The sequence below is a fragment of the Candidatus Nitrosocosmicus sp. R genome, from assembly GCF_054408505.1.
In genome coordinates this window covers 2,765,840-2,787,609 of the sequence record NZ_CP167090.1, presented here as the reverse complement: position 1 = coordinate 2,787,609, position 21,770 = coordinate 2,765,840, and the positions used below count along the sequence as shown (strand labels likewise).

Genomic DNA, 21,770 nt, shown 5'->3' with positions numbered 1-21,770 from the left:
AATTATTAACCATTTTTTTGAAATAGGTGCATATAGTATGTACAATTTGAAAAAATTATATTAAAATTTTGTAGATTAAACTTGAATAATATAACACCGTTTAAATATTAGGTTATCCTAACAATTAGGGTAGCCTAAATGATGTTGTCTGATCAGCGATATTTACTGAATCAAGAAGATAAGAATGCTTCAATTTTATTGAAGGAATTATTTGATGGATTTTCTTACAAGATTGTAATGTCTACCATCGAAGATTCCAAAACCGTTTTTGAAATTTGCAAGGATAATGACCTACCTATTAGCTCGACATACAAAAAAATAAAAAAACTTAAGGATCTTGGATTTTTATTCATAGATAGAATTGTGATAAATGAAAAAGGAAAAAAAGTTGTCTTTTACAAAAGTAAAATCCAGTCAGTAGAATTGATATTGAACAAAAAACAAGTCCTTTTACAATTTAAGAAAAACGAACGAAACTTACCTTGTTCTATCTCGCAATAAGTCTGATGACGTTCTATTAAAAATGAATGAACTTACCTTTAGCTTTTTTATTTCAATTACTTTTGAATCAATAAAGTTAAAAAATATAACGTGTAATCATATACATTGACTGTTTATTCGAAAAATTCTGGACTCCCAGAGCAATTGTATGTAGGCACCGCAGAAGCCGAGCATGTTGAAATGTATTTGAAGGCAATGTGGTCTATTTCAGAAAGTGGCCAAGAGTTAAAGGTTAGTTCTATAGCCAAAATTTTAAATGTTACACAACCATCAGTGGTTCAAATGCTTCATAAGTTAAATGATTCTCTTTTAATTGATTATAAAAAGGGTTCCATAGTGACACTTACAAAAGAGGGTGAGAACATCGGAAAAAAAATGATACGAAACACTCGACTGTTAGAAGTACTCATGAAAGATGCCTTAAAAATCGATGTAGATGAAGAGATGGTTTGTGGCATTGAGCATCATATGAAAGAAATTTTTACCGATGCACTATGTACCCTGTTAAAACATCCCAAGATTTGTCCACATGGATATCATATCCCTGAGGGTAATTGTTGTATTGGAAAATAATTATATTTCAAACATTTTTACCTCTTATTAGATACTGTTAATTATGCTATATAGGCCAATTGCAGTTTTTGATTCAGGATTGGGTTCGCTATCTGTTGTGAGAGAATTGAGGAAGATTATTCCCTCTGAGAATATTTTGTATTTTGCTGATAAAAAGAATTTTCCGTATGGAAATAAAACTAAGAGTGAATTAAAGTCAATAATACTAAAATCCATCAAATTTTTGGAGAGATATCAGCCAAAACTAATAGTGATGGCATCAAATACCCCCTCTGTTCAAATTTATGATGAAATTAAGAACAATTTTTCTACAACTATCATTTCAACAAAACTACCACTTGATAAGACAATAAACTTGAGTAGGAAAAAACACATAGCAATAATGGCATCAAAAGGTACGCTTGATAGCAAAGAGTTCAATTACTTGATAAAAAAAGAAATACCCCAACAGATATTTGTGGATAAGGTAGATTCTTCAGAGATTATTAATCTAGTTGAAAGTGGATCATTTTTATTTGATCAGAAATTTACCTATGATAAAATCCGAGAAATAATTGACTCAAATATTGATAACACGATTGATGTTATTGCATTAGGTAATACCCATTTACCATTTGTTAAAAATTATATTGAAGCTATTTTGCCATCTATAAAGTTCATCAATTCTTCAGCTGAAGTTGCAAAAAATGTGAAGAATTATCTCAAATATACTGGAGACTTGGATAAGAACAAGAATACCAAAGGCAAGCTCGAAATTCTTGTTTCTGCAGATAAAAAAAACTTTCAGTCAATCCTTAGATATATGGGAATCAAAGAAATAATATTTGATGTCTCACTACAAATGTAACTCTTCGATATGGTAGCATTTAAATTACTTGGAATGCATGAAACAAACGTTTTTCTGGTTTTTATGAAAGCGAGTGAGCAAAAGGTTTGAAAAAAATTAGGATCGGAATAGATGTAGGGGGCACCTTTACCAAAGCCGTAGCTATTGACGTAATTGAAAAAAAAATACTAGGAAAAAAATCTGTTTCAACAACACACTCTTTAGAAGGCGGTGTTTCTGTCGGTATTGTTAACGCCTTATCCACATTAATTGAGATGTGCGACATAGACCATAAAGAAATAGAGTTAATTTCTCATAGTACCACCCAAGCTGTCAACGCCTTTCTTGAGGGAGACGTATCAAAAGTTGGCATTATTGGAATGGGTGTAGGAATGGAAAAAACAAATGTCGTGAAAAGAACTCATATTAAAGATATATCCCTAAATTCTAATAAATTTCTTAGAACCTGTTATACCTTTTTGGATACCTCTAAATATTTAGAGGAGCCTGGGATCGAAAAATCCATAGAGAATCTGGTTTCAGAGGGAGCTCAATCCATAGTTGTAAGTGAGGCTTTCGGAGTCGATGATCCAAGTAACGAATTATTTGTAATGAAGCATTCTAAACTTCCTTGTACTGCCGGGCATGAATTAACTGGAATTTATGGATTAGAGATCAGAACTTTGACAGCTACAATTAATGCTAGCATTCTTCCAAAAGCCACAAGTACCGCAAATTATGTTAAATCTGCAGTCAATAACTTAGGCATAAATGTACCCGTAATGATAATGAAAGGTGATGGTGGTGTAACCACATTGGATTCTTTTTTACACAAGCCAATAATAACAGTGCTTTCAGGTCCAGCTGCAAGTGTTGTAGGCGCTTTGCTCTTCTTACAGGTTTTAGAAGGCATATTTATAGAAGTTGGTGGTACTTCAACTAACATCAGTATAATTAAGGATGGAAAGCCTGAAATGCGTTATGTGAACATAATGGAACATCCAACTTGTATAAGATCACTTGATGTAAGAATTTGTGGGGTTGCTGGGGGGTCTTTATTGAGACTTTCATCAAAGAGAAAAATTATTGATGTTGGTCCTCGATCCTCACACATTGCAGGATTAGATTATTCTTGTTTTGCCGATCCTGATGAATTGATAAAGGGTGAAATTGTACCTATTAGTCCATTGAACAATGATCCTAATGACTATATTAGTATCAAAGTTCCTGGAGGAAAAGCATACGGGATCACCAACACATGTGCCGCTAATGCATTAGGTCTCATCCCAAAAAATGATAATGCATATGGAAATGCGGATTCAGCTAGGATTGCATTTACGAAGTTGGCTATCTATATGGGAATGTCGCCTGAGCAAATTGCTAGTCAAGTTCTAGATATTTCTGTTTCAAAGATATCGGATTATATAATTCCAATGGTAAAAGAGTACAAATTATCAAAGAGCAGAATAGTGGTTATCGGGGGAGGAGGAGGTGCTTCCGTTTTGGTACCACTTGTTGCTAAGAAACTCAGTTTTGAATACAAAAAAGCAGATTACGCCGATGTCATTTCATCCATAGGTGTAGCCACAGGAATGATTTATGAAGAGAAAGAGAAAACCATTAACAATCCTACTCCAGAAGATGTTACTCAATTAATAACGGAGATTAAAGATTTAGCTATTAGAAAAAATGCATCTCCTGATTCACTATCTGTTCAATCGGAATATATAAGCGATCGTTCAATTTTGAGAGTCACTGTTATCGGTAATGTTACTCTAGACTTAAATAATGTCGGTTCTAGAGAGTTAAAACAAGAGGAAGTAGTAGAGATTGCAAAAACCTTGTTTCATAATGACGGAGACATTACTTTGGAACATAAACTAGGAAATTATTATATTTTTATGAATACTTATCAGAAAAAAAAATTATTCTTTAAAACAAGAATGCAATCTATATTGATATTAGATAAATTTGGGAGAGTGCGCCTCTCTTTGGATAATGGCAAACTGATGCATGGCTTTTCAACCAAAATGTCTGCAGATCTCCCATCAATTATTTCTAAATTTTCCTCAAATTCTGATCTATCTCCAAATGTTCAATTGGTTGATGGGTTTCAACTATTGGATTTTTCTAGCCTAAACGCGAACGAACAAGTAGTTCAAGCTATTAGAGAACAGTTAGATAAAATTGATTCTGATGTCTTGCTGATTATTAAGCAATAGATATAATATTGCACAGTATGATTTTATACTGATACATAATTGTATCAAATTGATCTCTACATATTTATAACTTAAAGTGGTAAATAATTTTCAATCACATTCCTAGTATGGATGTTCCGCGATCTTGATTTTTTTATCATGTTTTTCCAATGTGTATTCTTGTGAACATTGATATCAAATCGGATATACATATCAGTTATATCAATCCAATTGAACTATTGTAGAAATTCGAACATACTTAATATGATATTATCAATAGTTCAACATTTTTAAGATTCTCATATCATTTCAATCATGTCATGAAAGATGTAGTCGTATTGCCGGGACCTTCTTCGATAGAATTGGGGAATTCTATTGCTTCGTGTTTAAATGTTGATCCTGTTGAAGTCGAATTACGCACTTTTTCTGATGGAGAAAGTAAAATAACAATTAATGCGAGTTTACTTGATAAAAAATGCATTGTTGTACAATCTACTTATCCCTCTGTAGATTCGCATTTTTTACAGACATTGATGATGTTGTCATATTGTAACGACTCTGGCGCTTCTGAAGTTATTCCGGTTATCCCTTACATGGGTTATGCTAGGCAGGATAGGGTATTTCTGGAAGGAGAATTTGTGACCATGTCTATGATAGCAAAACTGTTTGGATATTTTGGAACTCGTAATCTGATAACTGTTGATATACACAGTACTAAGGCATTATCTTATTTCAATTATGACATTTTTAATATTTCTTCTATGCCATTACTGGCAAAATATGCCATTAACAATTTTAATTTAACAGAACCTATTATTGTATCACCAGACCTTGGAGGAGTTCCTAGAGCAAAAGAGTTTGCTGAAATTATGAATGCTTCTTTCCTTGGGTTAAGAAAAAATAGAGATAGATTCACTGGAAATATTACCATGGATGAAAAACTAAATATTTCAGTTACTAATCGAGATATTGTGATTCTTGATGATATGGTATCTAGTGGAGGAACTATACTCAGGGCTGTGGATATATTAAAAAATAATAGTTGCGGCAAAGTCTTTGTGATGTGCGTTCATGCCCTGTCGGATGAGAAATCCATAAATTTGTTAAAGAGTTCTGGAATAAATGAGATTGTTTCTACCAATAGTATCCCAAGATCCTGTTCAAAGATTGATTTGAGTAGCGAGATTGCAAAAACCTTGTCCTCTATTTTATCACGTGATTGAGCATTAGATGGTAAATCTCGAAGTTATTTTCCTTGGAACGTCTGCAGCGATGCCTGCAGTAGACCGGTCACTTTCTTCTCTTGTAGTAAATAGAAATGGGACTTTGTTGATTTTTGATGCAGGGGAGGGGATGCAATATAATTTTATTCGTACTGGATTGGGGTTTAATAAGAAAACTATGATATTCATTACTCATATGCACTCTGATCATATTTTGGGCATATTGGGTTTTCTACAAACACTATCACTACAAGGTAGGAAGGCCGCGGTTGATATTTTCGGTCCAGAACTAATATATGATTTCTTAGTTGAGAACATGAAATTGCTCCACATCAAATTAACTTTTCAACTAGACATTCATGTAATTCCTAATTCTCAAGGAACTGTTGTAGTGGAAAAGGACTATAAGATATTATACTGTAAATCCGAACATGGTCCTAATATTTGTTCATATGCATATTGTTTGCTTGAAAATGATAGGCCCGGAAAATTTGACGCGAGACGAGCAAAAGAATTAGGTATTCCTGAAGGAGAATTGTATGGCTCACTTCAAAAAGGTGTTGATGTCATTTATGATGATAAATTATTTTATTCTCATGATATTGTTGGTCCTACAAGACCTGGTAGGAAAATTGGTATTTCTGGAGACACGCGTCCATCTGACAGTCTGTGCGATTTTTTTAGAAATTGTGATTTACTGATCTTCGAATCAACATTCTCATCCAATGAACTTACAAGGGCAATCGAATCCTATCATTCTACTGCGATCGAAACTGCAACTCTAGCTAAAATGGCTTCCGTACATAGATTATGTCTGACCCACTTTAGTAGTAGATATAAAGATCTAAATGTCTTATTAGATGAAGCCAAATCCGTATTCTTTCATACCGAATTGGCATTTGATCTAAAAATAATACCGGTTCATTACCTGAGATAGCATCTCGATGCCGTTCATTAACTAATCTTTTCTATAAAGTTCTTTAATACTTCTTTCTTATCATTAGATAACACCATACAGGCCTCTACCAATTCTTTTTCAATTGTTATTTGATTGGATATAACCTTCTTAAGATTTTCAATGTCAAGCCTATCTAGTCTTTCTATTTCTCCACGATTATATGCCACAATGTACTCGTTTATTATTTTCAAAATAAAGGTCGGGGCATATCGTGATAGTAATAAAATTCCGTCATTTATTATACTATTATTTTCATTAATGCTTGTATTATTCGCATTTGAATTCAATAGGTAAAGCTCAAGCAGCTTCATTCGCAATCTAATGTCACCTGTTTCCTCAATGGTTGATGCAATTATAAGGCCTGTATTAGTGAGCTCATAGTACGGTATTCCCTCAATTTGAAGGGCTTTTGGACCCCTTTTTATTGGTAATCTGCCACCTTCTTTTACTACGTTTGCGGGTATCAATACCTCGTCAAGATCTTTAAAAATAGCCGAGTAAATATTTTGCCAGGCTACCCCATATTTCTTGGCTAAAATATGAGCTATTGAAGTCCTAGTTTTTCCACTCGGGTCTTTTTCTAACGCTATATGTGCTATTATTCCTCTTTGTCTCTTGGATTCTCTAGTTGATTTTGCTTGATGAGTTTTAAAAGTATCGAAAATTGCTATATGACTACCTCTCTTCAAAACTCGAATACTTTTTATCTAATAGTATATTTATATATATTTTATTTTCGTTGTTTTTATGTTATATTAAATATATAATAAAAAAATATTACTTTAAAAAAAATATTATTTTTTGATTTGACGCATTACGTCTACTTGACCACTATGAAGCCAGTCTTTTAATTCTTCATGTGATGGTTTTGTATCGTGTTTACCCTGAAGATGAAGATGGAGTAACACATAATTTACCTGATTCAATAAAACCTTGTTGGCTTCATCGCCCTTGCGAGCTTTTGTTTTCAAATCTCCAGGTACGGTTGCCCACCATTCATCAAATGTTCTGTTCTTTTGAGTATTAGTTTGTGAACCAAATCCCTTTGGTAATGTCATGTTGCATCTAAGTTAATCAAGGATGGTATTAAATGTTTTTTAATTAGTAATTGCAAATTTTAAATATATTTAAACATTCTTTTCTACAAGTGTGTTTTTCGAACTAGGTATGTAAATTCATACAAAATTTACAAATTATTGTGATTTTCTACTATTTTTTTATCATTGATGTTTTGAGAAATGAATAATCAATGATAGCAAAATCCTGAGTAATTGTACTATTGGATCCTATTTATTCTCATGACATTTTTAACAAATTCTTCAAAACGATTAATTTTTCAATTACTAGGTTGTTGATTTGACTGGTAAAAATGATGATGATAATGATATTGAAAATGAAATTGTACCGCCATGGACTTGTATGATATGGTGATGATTAGTAATCATTTTATAAATACTCCGCATTAGGTTTAGTATGTCTAATCTTGATACCGAAAAAAATGTTTATGTGATAGTTCATGGTCAAAAGCAATTATTTGAAACTGTTAAATCAAGACTTGGTGATATTGGTTTGAAAACAGAAAAATTAGTTTTGGCTGATATGAATAAACCAGGTAATGAGGGCGATTATATGGCAATGTTATGGCCTCCAATGGCTTCTACAGAAATCATATTGAGTCAAATTATAGATTTCAATGGACCTGAGGGACGAGGTATGGGGGCTTGGGCTACTGTAAATCAAAAAGAATTACAGCGTGTCCCTCTCAATTAAGAGCTAGAATTACTCTCTTTACTTTTTCTATATCCATGGGTAAACTGTGAATCATAAACTTTTGAAAATTCATATTTTTTTGGTGCTATCACATCTCCAACCACTATTAATGCAGTTTTAACAATCCTTTCTTCTTTGACTTTCTTTGTAATGGTACCCAGAGTACCCTTTAGTATTTTTTGATCTTTCCATGTTGCTTTATATATTATTGCAACTGGTGTATCATTAGTATAAACTCCACCCTCCAATAATTCTTCAATAACCCTTTCAAGTAAATGCACGCTTAAATAAAATGCCATGGTCGATCCATGTTTTGACAATTCTGAAATTCGCTCTCTTTCTGGAACAGGTGTTCTGAATTCTGCGCGAGTTATGATTATTGTTTGAGTAATACCAGGCAAAGTTAATTCTAGATTCATCGATGCGGCTGCACCAAGAAGTGATGTAATTCCAGGAATAACACTACATTCGATTTCATCTTTCTCTAATCTGTCTATTTGTTCCCTTATAGTACTAAAAATAGCTGGGTCTCCATCATGAAACCTAATCGCCAACTTGCCCTTTCTTGTAGAATCCTTTAGAATTTCATATATTTCTAATCTGTCTAATTTCGCTGCATCGTGTAATTGAGCATCTCTTTTAGCATACCTCAATAATTCGGGATTTAATAACGATCCCGAATATATTATTACATCGGCGTTTTCTAAAAGATTCTTTGCTTTTATTGTAATTAATTCAGGGTCTCCTGGTCCTGAACCTACAAAATAAACTGTATTCTTTTGGATCATTTTTTCTTTTTGGCTATCATTATTGAAAAGTACTTATCATTGTTTTCATTTTTGTTTTTTGCCACGTCAACAAGCTTCCTTTTTTGTAATGTTTCATTATCGGTTGAGACATCTTCAGCAATAAAAATATCTGAATCCTCTGGAAAACTTGATTCCATTAGTATGTCTATTACATTATTAAAATATCGACCGTCCTTTAAGAACACCAGTGTATCACAACATTCTGCTGCTATTTTTAACCTGTCTAGATTATAACATGCGGGAATTATTCCTATTATTTCCTCTCCTTCTCCTATCGGAGTTTTAATTTCGGCAGAAAACGAGAAAATGGATGTTATTCCTGGTACTATCTCTATCTCAATGTCCTTATGGGTCTTGCACATTTCTTTGTGAATATATATCCAAGTACTGTAAAGAGATGGATCACCTACAGTTAAATAAACGGCTTTTTTTCCAATTCTGACCGCATCTGCTATTTCTTTGGCATTACTCTTCCAATGTTCTCTTAATTTCTCATAATCTTTTACCATGGGAAAAACTAATTGACGAATTTCAGTTTCTTTGGCGAGAAATTTTTCGACTATTGACAATGCAACACTGGGTTTATTCTCTCTAGCAGTTGGGGTATAAATCACATCAGCATTTTTAATAACATTGATTGCTTTCAAAGTTAGCAAATCGGGATCACCAGGACCACAGCCAACACAATGTAGTGTAAAATTACCCATAAAGGATTTTTAGAAAATATTAATTAAAGTTTTTGTATTTTACTTTGTACCGGAGAAGATTATTACCGGATTTCTTGAAATCATCATAGTCCCTGAGCTGGTTTTTTTTGCCTTTGCAATAGTCACCTGAGTTATATCTATCTCTTGCAATTCCGAATCTTGCATGGTCCTAAGTGCATTATATATAGTTTCTATCAAGATGGATGTGACCACTAATCTCCCCCCTTGATTTAACTTGGAAATAGCTAATTTTATTATCTGTTTGGTTTCCCCAGTAGTTCCACCTATTACAATTGCGTCAACATTAGGCAACTTGGGTAATACATCCTGAGCTAATCCATGAATAATCATGGCATCCTTTAAGATCCCAAATTTCGATAAATTTTTCTCCGTTAGGTCAATCGCAGCCTTGTCCATATCAATGGCATAAACTTTACCTTTTGTTTGAAGAATCAATTCCGCAGTTATACTGCCACTACCACATCCAATATCTAATGTTGTAAACCCTTCTTTTAGTCGTAGTTTACTAATTATTATAGATCGTATGTCTTCTTTTGTAATTGGTACGTTGTCTATCCTGTCAAAAAATTCATCAGGAATGCCAGGAGTTTTATAATTCCAAATCATTTCCATCGTTTCATATGATATGTTGGTTTAACACCGTATATGTTAATACCATAAATGTAAGTAACATGAAAATAAAACCAAAAATTGCTATTGTAATTACTTTTTTCTTTTTTTCTTTAGGAATGTCCCCAACCATCCTACTTGCAATTATATGAGATACGGAATAAAAAATAATGCCTACTAATATTGTTAATCCTATAGTATTGGATTGATCAGAATTAGGTTTTACGATGGCACCCAAAATGGATCCTGCGATTGCAGCCATAACGACTCTTAAATAATATATTTTATCTTCTATTTGCAAGGATATGCGCTATTAGTTTTTAATCAGCCACATTTAATTCCTACTTTCTTCGATCAGAAAAAGACAAAGTCTGCAAGCACAATGACCCAATTGGACTATCCATGGGTTTGAACACAGTCTCACAATACAATCAATTCTAATAATCTATTCTTGAATTCAACTTCATTTGGTTCTGCTAATCTAATTCTGAATAGTGGCATATTGTATCTTATTATATTCAACAAGATCATGATAAATTTAGATGGCTATTTCAGAGATTGAACTTAGATATATTGTAAATAACATCAAAACAGTTATTGATAATGTTTATTATGTAAGCAATATTTCTCTTATAACAAAAAACGCTCTGATCCTAAAATTTCACCATTCACAAAAAAATGATGTTTCACTTCTAGTTTCCTCCTTTGGAATCTGTATTACCAAATATAAATATTCAATTATTGAAGATAATGACTCTTTAAAAAAAATTAAGACTGATCTTGAACGCTCGAAACTGATCGATATCTCTGTTGTACCTGGAGAACGAATAGTTCAATTTGTTTTTCAATCTATTCAAGGAATGAAATATTACTTAATTGTCGAATTGTTTGGTCATGGCAACATAATAATTTGCAATGACTCTCACAAGATTTTGAATATTCTAAATCCCATTAACGTTCGACATAGGGTGTTGAAACCTGGGCTGAAGTATTTTCCCCCTCCCTCTAGAGGAGCTGATCCACTATCTTTAGGTTATGACGATTTTTTGTCTTTAATCAAGAATAGCGATCAGGACAATATTGATATAAAAAGATGGTTAGGACGAACATTATCAATTTCAAAGAAATTTATCGAATTGGCAGTTCAAAATAGTAAAGTCCCAAATAAGAAAGTTAGAGATCTTACTTCAGTTGAACTAAAGAACCTATTCGAAGAATTGACTTCTTTAATAAGAAATATTTCAACCGGTATTGGACATGAACCATGCATTATTTTAGATGATGAGAATAATCCTGCAGATGTAAGCCCAATAACACCATCCGATGTTCCTCTGGATCATATTAGAAAATATAGTTTGTACACTGATGCAATTGATGAATTCCTAAACTATTCCGTTTTATATACTAGTTCATCGAGAAACTCCGAATTAGAAAAGCAGATCGAGTCATTAGAGCATGATTTGGATGAACAGAAAAAAGCTAAAGACCTTGTTATCGCAAAATCAAACAAGCTCAGAGAATTTGCCAATCTGCTTATGCAAGAGACTGACGGTGTGTTGAATCCAGAAAAACACTCGATTACAAAATTACTCCATGCTTCTGATGCTAAAATTTTGAGCATAAAAGGTAAAGATTATCTAGAGATTGTAGATGAAAAAATACCTATAGATATAGGGAATTCTAACATTCCAAAAATTTCTTCCTTGCTATTTAATGTCGCCAAGGACATGGAAAGAGGATTGATTACCATAGAAAATTCTCATTCAAAATTGATTGAACAAATGGACAAAATTCAAAAACAGAAAAACAAAAAACCATCATCAGAAATTAAGATTTTGACCAATAAGGAATGGTATGAAAAATATCGATGGTTTCTTTCAACTGACGATGTGTTGGCTATAGGTGGCAGGGATTCATCGTCAAATTCAGTACTAATAAGAAGACATCTTACAGAAAACGACTATGTTTTTCATGCAGAGGTCAATGGTTCTCCTTTCTTTATATTAAAAAACGCTAATAACAAAACCAGCGCGGATTTGTCACAAAGTATCATTGAAACTGCTCAGGCAACTGTATCTTTTAGTAGGTCTTGGAAAGATAATCTTTCTTCTGCTGATGCATATTGGGTCTATCCTACTCAGGTAAAAAAAGGCGCACCTACGGGTCAGTTTCTTCCAAAAGGGGCATTTATAATTGAAGGCAAGAGAAATTTTGTAAAAAATTTGGAAATAAAGCTTGCAATTGGTTTGTCTTTTATTGAAGACAGACCATTATTTATTGTTGGACCTTTCTCTGCAATCTTGAAAAGATCCATATATTTAAGAAATATGATGCCATCAGGCTTCGATGTTGTAAAGGCTTCAAAAAAAATAAAATCTGATTTTGTAGATTACTCTATAAAAAATGAATTTCCTGAACGTTTGATAAACCATTTAAAGCATTTATCAATAGATGAAATAGTAAGAATCTTACCTGTAGGTCAATTCAAACTATTGCCTATTGAAAAAGGCGAGTTAAAATATGATTTCAATAATTTTTTATCAAAGTAATTAAATTCAAATTTTGATGGGTACGAATAGAAATAAGAATAGAAAAGTAATTAAATTCAAACTCTGAAGATTTGATGTGTCTAAAGATATTAGAGATGAAACTACTGCCATGACCACTCGTGTATTAGTCAGTGATGTCATGAATAGCCCTATAGTTCATGCAGGACCAAACGATGACCTTGTTACGATTTCAAAACTTATGACGAATGCTAAAATTGGAAGCATTATTATTTTAGATAACGATAAACCGCTTGGAATAATTACTGACTGGGATATTGTTTCCAAAGCAATAGCTGCCGGTTCAATCCCATCTGATATTAAAGCTTCGGATATAATGAACCACTTGATTACAATTACTGGAGAGGAAAGTATTACATCCGCTGCCAGACTTTTACGACAACATGGAATTAAGCGTTTGGGAGTGACACATAAAGGTAACTTAGTCGGAATTATTTCGGTGTCTGATGTTCTTGCCGTTACACCAGAATTATTTGATGTAGTTTCTGAAAAATCACTGCTTATAAGAGGCGAGATTGGACGTTCTCCACGAAATATTTCTGGATATTGCGATGAATGTGGTGAATGGTCTGATTTTCTACTTTATGCAGATGGTTCTTACACTTGTGAAGTTTGCAGAGGGGAGTAATACAGGTTGACAAGCATATTTTGATCGTATAGTATTGTGCATTTATTGATGGATAACACTTTTCATTTACACACGAATGAATTAGTGATCGTATCATAAAACGTTCAATCTTTTTTCAAATCATTTGAAAATAACAAAAACTAAAAACCAAAAACGATTTCATCTCTCTTCCTCTTTTCAATTCTTAGTCTTCTTCTTGATGTTTATGTTCTACTTAATTAATTCATTAGTCGTTATAGATCGTGCACAATATTGACATTTCAATAGTATATTTTTTTTGTCAATTATTTCGATCTTAGAACTTAATCCTTCTTCGGTGTTTGTAATACATCTTAAATTAGGGCATTTAAAAAAACCTATTATATTATCAGGAAGCTGAATTCTTCTCTTTTCGGTTAATTTATAATCTTTAATAATATTGATGGTTGCATTAGGAGCAATTAATGCGAGCTTGTCGGTTTCTTTCTTTTCCAAAAACTTGTTTTCCACTTTTATGATATCTTTTTTCTTCTGTTTAACACTTGGTACGTTTAAAGCTACTGTTATTACATTCCCCTCTTGACCTGTAATATTTAATATGTTGAGAACAAGCAGTGCTCTGGGCGATTCTATGTGATCAATGACGGTACCATTTCTTATTCTTCTTACCAAAAGTTGATTGAATTCTGACATGTGTATACAGATACATTAGTCTATTTTCTGTTTTTTCTATATTACTATTATTTTATTCATTCTGCTATTTGGTTTTATTTTTTTTTATATATTGTGTTTTCATCTCTTCAACCCATGAGTCCTTTTTCTTGTAGATTTGTTTTTTACTCCTTGGTTTACATTCACTCAGCAAATAAGAACAAAGAATTGGAAAATAGACCGATGTATCGCCATAAACTATTACATTTCCTTTGTGCGAAGTTTTAATCTTTCCCCAACTTTTACCCTCTTGTAATGTCGCTCCAGATAGACCACCTGTATCGGGTCTTGCATCGGTGAGTTGGATTATGAAATCATGTCCTCCTTCCTTGATTTTTAAAATTTGATACAGGGCTGGACCAGTCTGCTGAAAAAAGTTCTTAGGTACTCCTCCACCCAACTCTAAACCACCGGACACATTACTTTTCCATAAGATTGCTGTTGATTCTGCGATATCTTTTATAGGATTGATTGCTGCCTTTCCATCAAGCATTGAAGGTAGCATGTTCAATCCGATTGAAGAATCGCTGAGTGCTGGTATATACACAGGGACATTAGATTTGTATGCTGAGACCATAAATGATTTGTCAGGCGCCTTGGATTTTTCAGCAGCTTCTTTTCCTATTAAATAAGATAGATCAGCAGTTGAGCTATTTGTCATGTCGATATGCTTTTGGTATATATTTTGAATATTTCTCTGAATTATTGTATCCTGGGATTGAAGGGTCCCATATTCTTTTATATATACATCATAAATTCTCACGATTTGTTTCGAATATAATATATCATCATCAACATCAAAATGGCCTTGCCTAACCGGCAAGTCATATGCAAAGTGTAAATCATGATAGGCATTTGCACCTGTTGTAACAATCCAATCAACAAAACCGTTGTCTATCATACTTGATATAATCTTCCCAAATCCTATTGGAGTTAATGCTCCTGCTATAGTCAAACAAATTGTCGCATCAGATTCTACCATTCTTTTCATAATGTCTGCAGCCTCTGCTAATCTCCTTGCATTATATCCTGTTTTTCTGAATAAATCTATCAATTCTGATATATTCATATTCGCAAAGATTTCCGGGGGGTCAATTTTTTTTCCTGAAAAACTATGTCGGTTATGACTCAATCCCTTTAATCTAGATCGAACTTATTATAATTGTAATCCAGTTAGACAACATCGAGTAAAGTATATAATTTAAAGTAATTTATTAATGTGAAAATATTTACATCATTTTATTGAGACAAGTCAAAAAAAAGAATGTTGATGTTAGAGATAGTCCAAATTATTTATCCAAGGATGTACGGGATTATTCTATAAACCAAAGAACATCGATAAACCAGATTTTAAAAAATATGGCTGATTCCGGTGGATTTGAGGGAAGGCATTTGGCTAATGGCGTTGAAATACTCAAAAATATGCTAAATGAAAAAAACTGTACGAAGTTCATATCATTTGTCGGTGCCCTTATTTCTACGGGGAACCGAGGTATCGTACGTGATATGATAAAGAATAAGATGTTTGATTGCATTATCACAACGTGCGGTGCATTAGATCACGATATAGCTAAATCCTTTTCCTCATATTATGAAGGTGATTTTAGATTAGATGATCAATTTCTACTAAAGAAAGATATTCATAGATTAGGCAACATCTTAATTCCGAACAAAAATTATGGACCTCTTATTGAAAATAAAGTTCAGTCTTTTTTGCAAAAATTATACGATAGTTCAAAATCTTCGGGAGAATTTGCACCATCTGAAATAATTAGATATATTGGAAGTCACTTAAACGAATCGTCCTTTTTGTATTGGGCTTTTAAGAACAATATTCCTGTATTTGTTCCAGGGATTGTTGATGGAGCGGTGGGTAACCAGATTTGGTTATTTAATCAATCTCATAAAGATTTCAAAATTGATATCCTAAAAGATCAGACAAAATTATCTGAGATAATTTTTGATGCAAAAAAGACTGGAGCTTTCATGATGGGAGGAGGACTTTCAAAACATCATACTCTATGGTGGAATCAGTATAGAGGTGGACTGGACTATGCTGTATATATTACAACCGCATCTGAATGGGATGGAAGCTTAAGCGGAGCTCCAGTTGCCGAGGCTATTTCGTGGGGAAAGGTTACTACACAAGCTAAGCAAATTACCATACATGCAGATGTGAGCACTGTGTTACCATTCATTTACCACGGATTGATATCAAAATAAAAAATGTACTTCTTAGATGGAGGTTGGAGCTTGATCTATTGAAGGATGATCTTATTGATTCGAGCTGTATTGGGATCTTCCGGCTGATCCATTGCGTTAGTAGTTGAGTTTGCAATTTTGTCAACAATTTCTAACCCTTCTGTTACTTTTCCAAATACTGTATATTGATTATCCAAAAATTTGGAATCATTTAATACAATAAAGAACTGTGAACCAGCACTATTAGGATCATTTGTTCGAGCCATTGATAATATTCCTCTTTCATGAGGTATGCTGTTGAATTCTTGATTTATTGTGTATCCGGGACCTCCAGTACCCCAAGTATCTCTGCTACTATTGTCATTTTTTGTATTTGGGTCTCCAGCCTGAATAACGAAACCTGGTACTATTCTGTGAAATACTACACCGTCGTAAAATCCTTTACTAGCCAGATCTTGGAAGTTCTTCACGTGATTTGGTGCGACATCAGGATAAAATTCAATTTTTATTGGACCTTGAGTAGTTTCAATAGTTGCTGTGTTATTTGTGGTAGTAGTCATATTATTGTTTGATGTTGTATTGTTGATATTATTTAAAACATTAGATTCTAAAAACAAAGTTGAGGTGCCATTTGTTAGATTGTTAGCTAAGGTAGTAGTATTGGAGGAGGAGGTGCCATTTGTTAGATTGTTAGCTAAGGTAGTAGTATTGGAGGAGGAGGTGCCATTTGTTAGATTGTTAGCTAAGGTAGTAGTATTGGAGGAGGAGGTGCCATTTGCATTGTTTGTTTTGAAATCATGGTTCACTTTGTACACCAACACTCCAAAAAATAATCCTGGCTCATCACTTTCGAAACTCTTTGAAGCGTATACTAGAGATAGTGGTTCTGAAGTGTTATTTTTTGGATACTTTATATCCTTTATGTAAAAGGGTATCGCATTAGGCTGATATGTTGGCGATAATGTTCCACTACTTGGATTATAGAATCCAATCGTTTGAAACGGCATCATTTTCCCCAAAAGCGAATCCCAGTACTTTTGTTTTGGTGTATCTCCATTAGATTCAACATATTCTGTTTCATTAAATCCACCTATTCGAATAAACCAATGCTTTTTACTTTCATCTCCACCGCTTCCTAATACATATAGGGGACTTGGATTGCTAGGATCCAAAGAAGGCAATTTTTGTCCAACTACATATATCAAAATATAGTCTGATTTCAGATCATTAGCAATTTTCCATCCCTCTTCTTCAGGACTAATGAACATTTTTGCTATTGTTTCTATTCTTGTTTGATTAATTGTTGCATTATCTGCAATGGATGTTCTATTTCCTAATGTTGTGATCCAATAGCCGTAATCCCACCATGCTGTTACCACTGAATCAACTGGTGTGTTTTTGGACATCCAATCTAGTGTTTCTATCCAATCATCCGTTGTTAATCGATAATTAGTACCTCCATTAGCAATGGATGTAGGAACATCTGCAGAAGTTATCCAATTTGTGTTAGTATCGTAAACCATAGGAATGGATAACATTACTACCAAAATGGCTGCAAATCCTGCATATGGTAAAAATTGTTTTTTGAGTTTCATGTTCTTTTGGGGTTTTGCCTCGTTCCTATTTGAAGTTGCTAGTGTTTGTTCCGCTTCTGTCCTGATCGATGTTATGGCTCTAATTGACTGATAGATTCCTATACTTGATAATATAATTATGCTTATTGACGCAAATACCAAAAGCCTTGCAAATGTTGCACTAATATAAATTCCGGTAAGCCCTATAATCAATGCAAAAATCATATTGGTATTATTTTTGTTCTTAAATGCTAGCCATATTCCTAGCCCCGCAAAAATGATCAGAATTGAAAACTGTCTAAAGTAGTCTACTATCGTAGGTGTGAAATGTTCTGCAACAGACTCTACTAGTTTGTTCTCTGACGAAAGAAATGGGTTTATTGCATTGAGATATCTAAAGGAAGGGACTTTGTAAAAGCCACCGACCACTATGGACATTCCAATTATTGCAAAAATTCCTAGAATTATTGCAGTTTTTAAAGTCGCCCTTCTCTCAGAACTTTTTAACCTTACTACGGTAGTGACTAACAGGAATAGCGAGCTAGTCATTAACAATAAACCTGGCAATCCAAGAACAAATGACATGCCTGGCCTCGGAAAAGCCCCGGCAACTAAGATAACTGAAGCCGTAAAAAGAACTGCCACAATTAAATTATTTTTAAGATCTTTGGAAACAAACCCAAGGACTATTATAAAAATACCGATAGGGATTACGAAATACTGAGCTCCACCCCAAGAAGTTACTGCTAGCCCAATTAAGATTCCTCCAAAAATTGCTTTGGGGATCAAAAATTTGTATTTTTTATCCTTTAAGGCAGATAAGAACAGGTATGTGCCGCCTAATCCATAAAAAAGACCCAGTGGCTCTGACTTAAACCATCCCAGGTTTCCCCTTTGAATTATTGCAGGACTCACAGCAAAGAAAAGGGATGAAATTAATCCTGGAATGGTGCTTCCGGTTATAGCTCTTACTACCAAGAACATAAGTACAGTGGATGCAGATCCTATGACGACCGGAAACCATATTGTGAAATCCATTAAAGACATGTTCATACCAAAAATTTTGTAGAGCGTGGCCGCAGTTAGGTGTAAGCCAGACTGCGACGTTTCAGCAATTTCTCTGCCGTCTGGAAACCATGACTTGTAGTCATGCCATTCAAGATACGGTCCATATCCATTATTTACTATATATTCTGTAGCTCTAAAATCAAAAAAAGGATCAAATTCATTCAAATAAAATCCATATTTGATTGGGTATGCTCTAAGAATGAATGCAATGCTAAAAGCTAAACATAATACTGCGATTATAAGAAGATACTTAGTTGTCCTACGACTCTTCTCTGATTTTAATAACTCTCTTCCTGCCATTACCTACACGTTTATTATGATTTTTTAAACTTTATTTAATCATTCTTAGTGATGATGGTTTTGATTATGCCGGTTTATTCAATTTCCATTATTGCGGTTTTACAAATGTTCACATCTTTGCAAAAATCTTCTGCGTCCTTGACAGTTCCTACAATGGATCCATAATGCATCGGTATCGCTATTTTTTTGGGCTTGATTAACTCATTTGTGGCTTTTCCAGCTTCCTTTGCGGTCATTACATAAGTACCCGAAACAGGCACAAATAAAATATCTGGGTTTACATTTTCCATTTCTGGAATAATATCTGTGTCACCTGTATGGTATATTTTCAAGTCATTTACATTTATGATAAATCCAATTTTTTCATCTTTTTTCGGATGAAATTTTTTATCGGTATTATATGCTTCTATACCTTTTATTTCTATATTCCCAACCATCTTTGCTTCTTTGGGTTTTAAGGGAATTATTTCATTATCTTTATAATTATTTTTTAATACTTCGACACATTCATGAGAGCAAATTATTTTTGTATTTTCGTTTATCACATTATTAATATCCTCTATACTTAAATGATCAAAATGATTATGAGAAATCAAAAGTATATCTGCATCACTCTTGCGAGCATATGATGAAACTAATTTATACGGATCAACATAAATTTTATTACCATTTACTTCAATTCTAAATCCATCATGTCCATTCCACCATATTTCGATCCCTTCAATATTCATCATATATGTATAATGAAAGTAATCAGGAAGAATTTAAATTTGACCTAACTTTGGAATGTACAAAAATAATTCTATTGCTTTTTAATGTGAATACATCAACTCCTTTTTTAAGGGCCCTTTTTATTAAATTCTTGTCTAGCGTTGCTAATGGGAGTTTTTTTTCTGCTGAGATATTTAATAACATGGAATCGACTGTTGAATTGGCTTGTGTTATTTCTAACTTATTGAGTTCATCGTTGTCTAAATACTTGAAATCCCCTTTTTTTATCCGATCATTTATTATTTTTAAGGAAAGACTGGCAATTTTTGATCTCTTTATTCCTGCCGTTTTTTCTAACTGTGCTAGTTCATTAATCGTCTCTGGATGAATGAGCCATAGCAGTTTTCCAAATCTAGATTCTAGAGCGTCCAGGTTTTTGACTGGATCATAACATAAAACCATTAAAAAACTAGTGTCAGAAATAACCTCCATCTTGATTTATACAGCTATTCCTGCACCTATCAATCGCCATCGATCTGCTATTCTTCGGCTTAAAGCCACTCTGCTTTGGGGCATCAAACATATCGGTTTCTTTATTTTTACTTCGATCTTCTGATTTTTTGAATTCGTAACATTTCCTATAGTAACCGCAGTTCCGATATTCAATCTTAAATTTTCCTTGGTTTTGATGGGTTCCACCTTGACCAAATCCTGTGTTCCAACCGCGGTATCAAATAAATTAATGTCTATCGTAATTTCATCGACAACTGGGGGTAATGAATTCGGTTTTCCAACCACTGCACCGATCAATGAATCACTTTTTATAAATGACGGGTCCAGTTTTGAACCTATTGCGACCAATCCGCCTGGTTTCACTTTGTCCACCAATCCTGCACCAGTAGCTAATGACCCTACCTCAGAAAAAATAGATTCATATTTGTTCTTCTTTTCATTGTAAATTCCAGGCAAAATTTCTATTTCGCTGCCTGTTTCAAATTCACCTTGAATTAAAGCCCCTCCTAATACTCCTCCTTTGATGTTTTTAATTGGTGTACCTGGTTTGTTGATATCAAAAGATCTCAAAATATGCATTATACCATTTTTATTGTGAATTCTTTCTGGCGTGGGAATATATTTTTCAATGTATTCGATTAATACATCGATATTTGCTTTATGTTGTGCAGATATGGGGATTATTGGAGCATTTTCAGCTACACTTCCCTTTACAAATTCTTTTATTTGGTTATAATTTTCTACTGCATTTTCTTTTTCAGTTAGATCGACTTTGTTTTGTACGATTACAATATTTTCAATCCCTAATACCTGTAATGCTAATAGATGTTCTCTAGTTTGTGGTTGTGGCACTTTTTCGTTGGCTGCAACAACTAATATTGCGCCATCCATCAGAGCACCTCCGGAAAGCATGTTAGCCATTAAACTTTCATGACCAGGCGAGTCAACGAAACTTACTACTCTTGATAACTGTGCTTCTGAATTACATATACCACATGTAGGTTGAACAGAATAATTTGATGGAGGCTGACAACTGGGACATTTATAAAAAGCGGCATCTGCATAGCCCACTTTAATCGTAATTCCTCGTCGAAGCTCTTCACTATGACCGCTTGTCCAAACTCCTGTTATAGCTTCAATAAGTGTAGTTTTACCATGATCTACATGTCCTGAGGTACCTATGTTTATACATGGTTGATAACCATATTTTTGAATATACCACTCAGGTAAAGTATCCTTCCAGTGCAATACCTGTTGTATTTTTCCTTTCAAATATTAATTTACTTAAAGTACTAACCTCATAATTATGAGATGAAGAT

At 33.6% G+C, this 21,770-nt stretch carries 22 protein-coding genes; 10 read left to right on the top strand and 12 right to left on the bottom strand.

Translation table 11 applies throughout. From position 1 onward, the window contains the following. The first annotated feature begins 138 nt into the window (after window positions 1-138). From AAGU22_RS14395 to AAGU22_RS14370, 6 genes are all read left to right on the top strand, one after another. On the top strand, window positions 139-501 hold the full coding sequence (locus AAGU22_RS14395) for a hypothetical protein (RefSeq protein ID WP_458719800.1): 363 nt from the start codon (window positions 139-141) through the stop codon (window positions 499-501). Window positions 502-681: 180 nt separating this feature from the next. Beyond that, window positions 682-1,074 carry a metal-dependent transcriptional regulator gene (locus tag AAGU22_RS14390; RefSeq protein WP_458721794.1) on the top strand — a complete coding sequence of 131 codons (393 nt, stop codon included), beginning with the start codon at window positions 682-684 and terminating at the stop codon, window positions 1,072-1,074. A gap of 43 nt (window positions 1,075-1,117) precedes the next feature. Then, window positions 1,118-1,921: a glutamate racemase gene (gene murI / locus AAGU22_RS14385; protein ID WP_458719799.1), complete on the top strand. Its 804-nt coding sequence runs from the start codon at window positions 1,118-1,120 to the stop codon at window positions 1,919-1,921. 86 nt (window positions 1,922-2,007) lie between these two features. Continuing rightward, window positions 2,008-4,122, top strand: a complete 2,115-nt coding sequence (locus tag AAGU22_RS14380) for a hydantoinase/oxoprolinase family protein (protein ID WP_458719798.1) — start codon at window positions 2,008-2,010, stop codon at window positions 4,120-4,122. A 299-nt stretch (window positions 4,123-4,421) separates the two neighbouring features. Then, entirely contained in the window at window positions 4,422-5,324 is a 903-nt protein-coding gene (locus tag AAGU22_RS14375) for a ribose-phosphate diphosphokinase (protein ID WP_458719797.1), read from the top strand. 7 nt (window positions 5,325-5,331) lie between these two features. Continuing rightward, the gene (locus AAGU22_RS14370) at window positions 5,332-6,261 is read left to right on the top strand and encodes a ribonuclease Z (RefSeq protein WP_458719796.1); all 930 of its coding nucleotides are present in this window, start codon (window positions 5,332-5,334) and stop codon (window positions 6,259-6,261) included. Between the two features lie 17 nt (window positions 6,262-6,278). Here the strand turns inward: AAGU22_RS14370 and AAGU22_RS14365 are convergent, their stop codons facing one another. After that, the gene (locus AAGU22_RS14365) at window positions 6,279-6,971 is read right to left on the bottom strand and encodes a hypothetical protein (protein ID WP_458719795.1); all 693 of its coding nucleotides are present in this window, start codon (window positions 6,969-6,971) and stop codon (window positions 6,279-6,281) included. A 105-nt stretch (window positions 6,972-7,076) separates the two neighbouring features. Next, window positions 7,077-7,340: a hypothetical protein gene (locus AAGU22_RS14360; RefSeq protein ID WP_458719794.1), complete on the bottom strand. Its 264-nt coding sequence runs from the start codon at window positions 7,338-7,340 to the stop codon at window positions 7,077-7,079. A 415-nt stretch (window positions 7,341-7,755) separates the two neighbouring features. Between AAGU22_RS14360 and AAGU22_RS14355 the strand changes: the two genes are divergently transcribed. Further along, window positions 7,756-8,052 carry a hypothetical protein gene (locus AAGU22_RS14355; RefSeq protein ID WP_458719793.1) on the top strand — a complete coding sequence of 99 codons (297 nt, stop codon included), beginning with the start codon at window positions 7,756-7,758 and terminating at the stop codon, window positions 8,050-8,052. Here the strand turns inward: AAGU22_RS14355 and cobM are convergent. From cobM to AAGU22_RS14335, 4 genes are read right to left on the bottom strand one after another with little or no spacing between them, the layout of a single operon-like run. After that, window positions 8,049-8,840: a precorrin-4 C(11)-methyltransferase gene (gene cobM / locus AAGU22_RS14350; protein ID WP_458719792.1), complete on the bottom strand. Its 792-nt coding sequence runs from the start codon at window positions 8,838-8,840 to the stop codon at window positions 8,049-8,051. The two genes, AAGU22_RS14355 and cobM, sit on opposite strands and share 4 nt — an antisense overlap. Continuing rightward, window positions 8,837-9,568, bottom strand: a complete 732-nt coding sequence (gene cobI, locus AAGU22_RS14345; RefSeq protein ID WP_458719791.1) for a precorrin-2 C(20)-methyltransferase — start codon at window positions 9,566-9,568, stop codon at window positions 8,837-8,839. Before cobI ends, cobM begins: the two co-directional genes overlap by 4 nt. Window positions 9,569-9,607: 39 nt before the next feature. Then, window positions 9,608-10,201 (bottom strand): precorrin-6Y C5,15-methyltransferase (decarboxylating) subunit CbiT, encoded by a 594-nt coding sequence (gene cbiT / locus AAGU22_RS14340; protein ID WP_458719790.1) that lies wholly within the window; start codon window positions 10,199-10,201, stop codon window positions 9,608-9,610. 4 nt (window positions 10,202-10,205) lie between these two features. Then, complete coding sequence (locus tag AAGU22_RS14335; protein WP_458719789.1) at window positions 10,206-10,499, bottom strand: hypothetical protein; 294 nt, start codon at window positions 10,497-10,499, stop codon at window positions 10,206-10,208. 241 nt (window positions 10,500-10,740) lie between these two features. Between AAGU22_RS14335 and rqcH the strand changes: the two genes are divergently transcribed. Next, a complete protein-coding gene (gene rqcH / locus AAGU22_RS14330; protein WP_458719788.1) occupies window positions 10,741-12,747 on the top strand; it encodes a ribosome rescue protein RqcH in 2,007 nt (668 codons plus the stop codon). A 76-nt stretch (window positions 12,748-12,823) separates the two neighbouring features. Next, entirely contained in the window at window positions 12,824-13,393 is a 570-nt protein-coding gene (locus AAGU22_RS14325) for a CBS domain-containing protein (RefSeq protein ID WP_458719787.1), read from the top strand. A gap of 210 nt (window positions 13,394-13,603) precedes the next feature. Here AAGU22_RS14325 and pyrI read toward each other — a convergent pair whose 3' ends face one another. Continuing rightward, window positions 13,604-14,065 carry an aspartate carbamoyltransferase regulatory subunit gene (gene pyrI, locus AAGU22_RS14320; RefSeq protein ID WP_458719786.1) on the bottom strand — a complete coding sequence of 154 codons (462 nt, stop codon included), beginning with the start codon at window positions 14,063-14,065 and terminating at the stop codon, window positions 13,604-13,606. A gap of 64 nt (window positions 14,066-14,129) precedes the next feature. After that, on the bottom strand, window positions 14,130-15,152 hold the full coding sequence (locus AAGU22_RS14315; RefSeq protein ID WP_458719785.1) for a deoxyhypusine synthase family protein: 1,023 nt from the start codon (window positions 15,150-15,152) through the stop codon (window positions 14,130-14,132). 173 nt (window positions 15,153-15,325) lie between these two features. Between AAGU22_RS14315 and AAGU22_RS14310 the strand changes: the two genes are divergently transcribed. Then, complete coding sequence (locus AAGU22_RS14310) at window positions 15,326-16,306, top strand: deoxyhypusine synthase (protein ID WP_458719784.1); 981 nt, start codon at window positions 15,326-15,328, stop codon at window positions 16,304-16,306. Window positions 16,307-16,341: 35 nt separating this feature from the next. Here AAGU22_RS14310 and AAGU22_RS14305 read toward each other — a convergent pair whose 3' ends face one another. The 4 genes from AAGU22_RS14305 to AAGU22_RS14290 all read right to left on the bottom strand — a co-directional run bounded on the left by AAGU22_RS14305 (window position 16,342) and on the right by AAGU22_RS14290 (window position 21,699). Continuing rightward, on the bottom strand, window positions 16,342-19,227 hold the full coding sequence (locus tag AAGU22_RS14305; RefSeq protein WP_458719783.1) for a peptidylprolyl isomerase: 2,886 nt from the start codon (window positions 19,225-19,227) through the stop codon (window positions 16,342-16,344). Window positions 19,228-19,301: 74 nt separating this feature from the next. Continuing rightward, complete coding sequence (locus AAGU22_RS14300; RefSeq protein ID WP_458719782.1) at window positions 19,302-19,961, bottom strand: MBL fold metallo-hydrolase; 660 nt, start codon at window positions 19,959-19,961, stop codon at window positions 19,302-19,304. 19 nt (window positions 19,962-19,980) lie between these two features. Continuing rightward, entirely contained in the window at window positions 19,981-20,430 is a 450-nt protein-coding gene (locus AAGU22_RS14295) for a hypothetical protein (RefSeq protein ID WP_458719781.1), read from the bottom strand. 6 nt (window positions 20,431-20,436) lie between these two features. After that, complete coding sequence (locus AAGU22_RS14290; protein WP_458721793.1) at window positions 20,437-21,699, bottom strand: translation initiation factor IF-2 subunit gamma; 1,263 nt, start codon at window positions 21,697-21,699, stop codon at window positions 20,437-20,439. Window positions 21,700-21,770 lie beyond the last annotated feature (71 nt).

Coding starts and splice junctions, on each gene's coding strand:
- AAGU22_RS14295 (WP_458719781.1), bottom strand. CDS start 20,430: ATGGAGGTTATTTCTGACACTAGTTTTTTAATGGTTTTATGTTATGAT.
- AAGU22_RS14375 (WP_458719797.1), top strand. CDS start 4,422: ATGAAAGATGTAGTCGTATTGCCGGGACCTTCTTCGATAGAATTGGGG.
- AAGU22_RS14395 (WP_458719800.1), top strand. CDS start 139: ATGATGTTGTCTGATCAGCGATATTTACTGAATCAAGAAGATAAGAAT.
- AAGU22_RS14355 (WP_458719793.1), top strand. CDS start 7,756: ATGTCTAATCTTGATACCGAAAAAAATGTTTATGTGATAGTTCATGGT.
- AAGU22_RS14315 (WP_458719785.1), bottom strand. CDS start 15,152: ATGAATATATCAGAATTGATAGATTTATTCAGAAAAACAGGATATAAT.
- AAGU22_RS14300 (WP_458719782.1), bottom strand. CDS start 19,961: ATGATGAATATTGAAGGGATCGAAATATGGTGGAATGGACATGATGGA.
- rqcH (WP_458719788.1), top strand. CDS start 10,741: ATGGCTATTTCAGAGATTGAACTTAGATATATTGTAAATAACATCAAA.
- cobM (WP_458719792.1), bottom strand. CDS start 8,840: ATGATCCAAAAGAATACAGTTTATTTTGTAGGTTCAGGACCAGGAGAC.
- pyrI (WP_458719786.1), bottom strand. CDS start 14,065: ATGTCAGAATTCAATCAACTTTTGGTAAGAAGAATAAGAAATGGTACC.
- cbiT (WP_458719790.1), bottom strand. CDS start 10,201: ATGGAAATGATTTGGAATTATAAAACTCCTGGCATTCCTGATGAATTT.
- AAGU22_RS14360 (WP_458719794.1), bottom strand. CDS start 7,340: ATGACATTACCAAAGGGATTTGGTTCACAAACTAATACTCAAAAGAAC.
- cobI (WP_458719791.1), bottom strand. CDS start 9,568: ATGGGTAATTTTACACTACATTGTGTTGGCTGTGGTCCTGGTGATCCC.
- AAGU22_RS14370 (WP_458719796.1), top strand. CDS start 5,332: ATGGTAAATCTCGAAGTTATTTTCCTTGGAACGTCTGCAGCGATGCCT.
- murI (WP_458719799.1), top strand. CDS start 1,118: ATGCTATATAGGCCAATTGCAGTTTTTGATTCAGGATTGGGTTCGCTA.
- AAGU22_RS14390 (WP_458721794.1), top strand. CDS start 682: ATGTATTTGAAGGCAATGTGGTCTATTTCAGAAAGTGGCCAAGAGTTA.
- AAGU22_RS14305 (WP_458719783.1), bottom strand. CDS start 19,227: ATGGCAGGAAGAGAGTTATTAAAATCAGAGAAGAGTCGTAGGACAACT.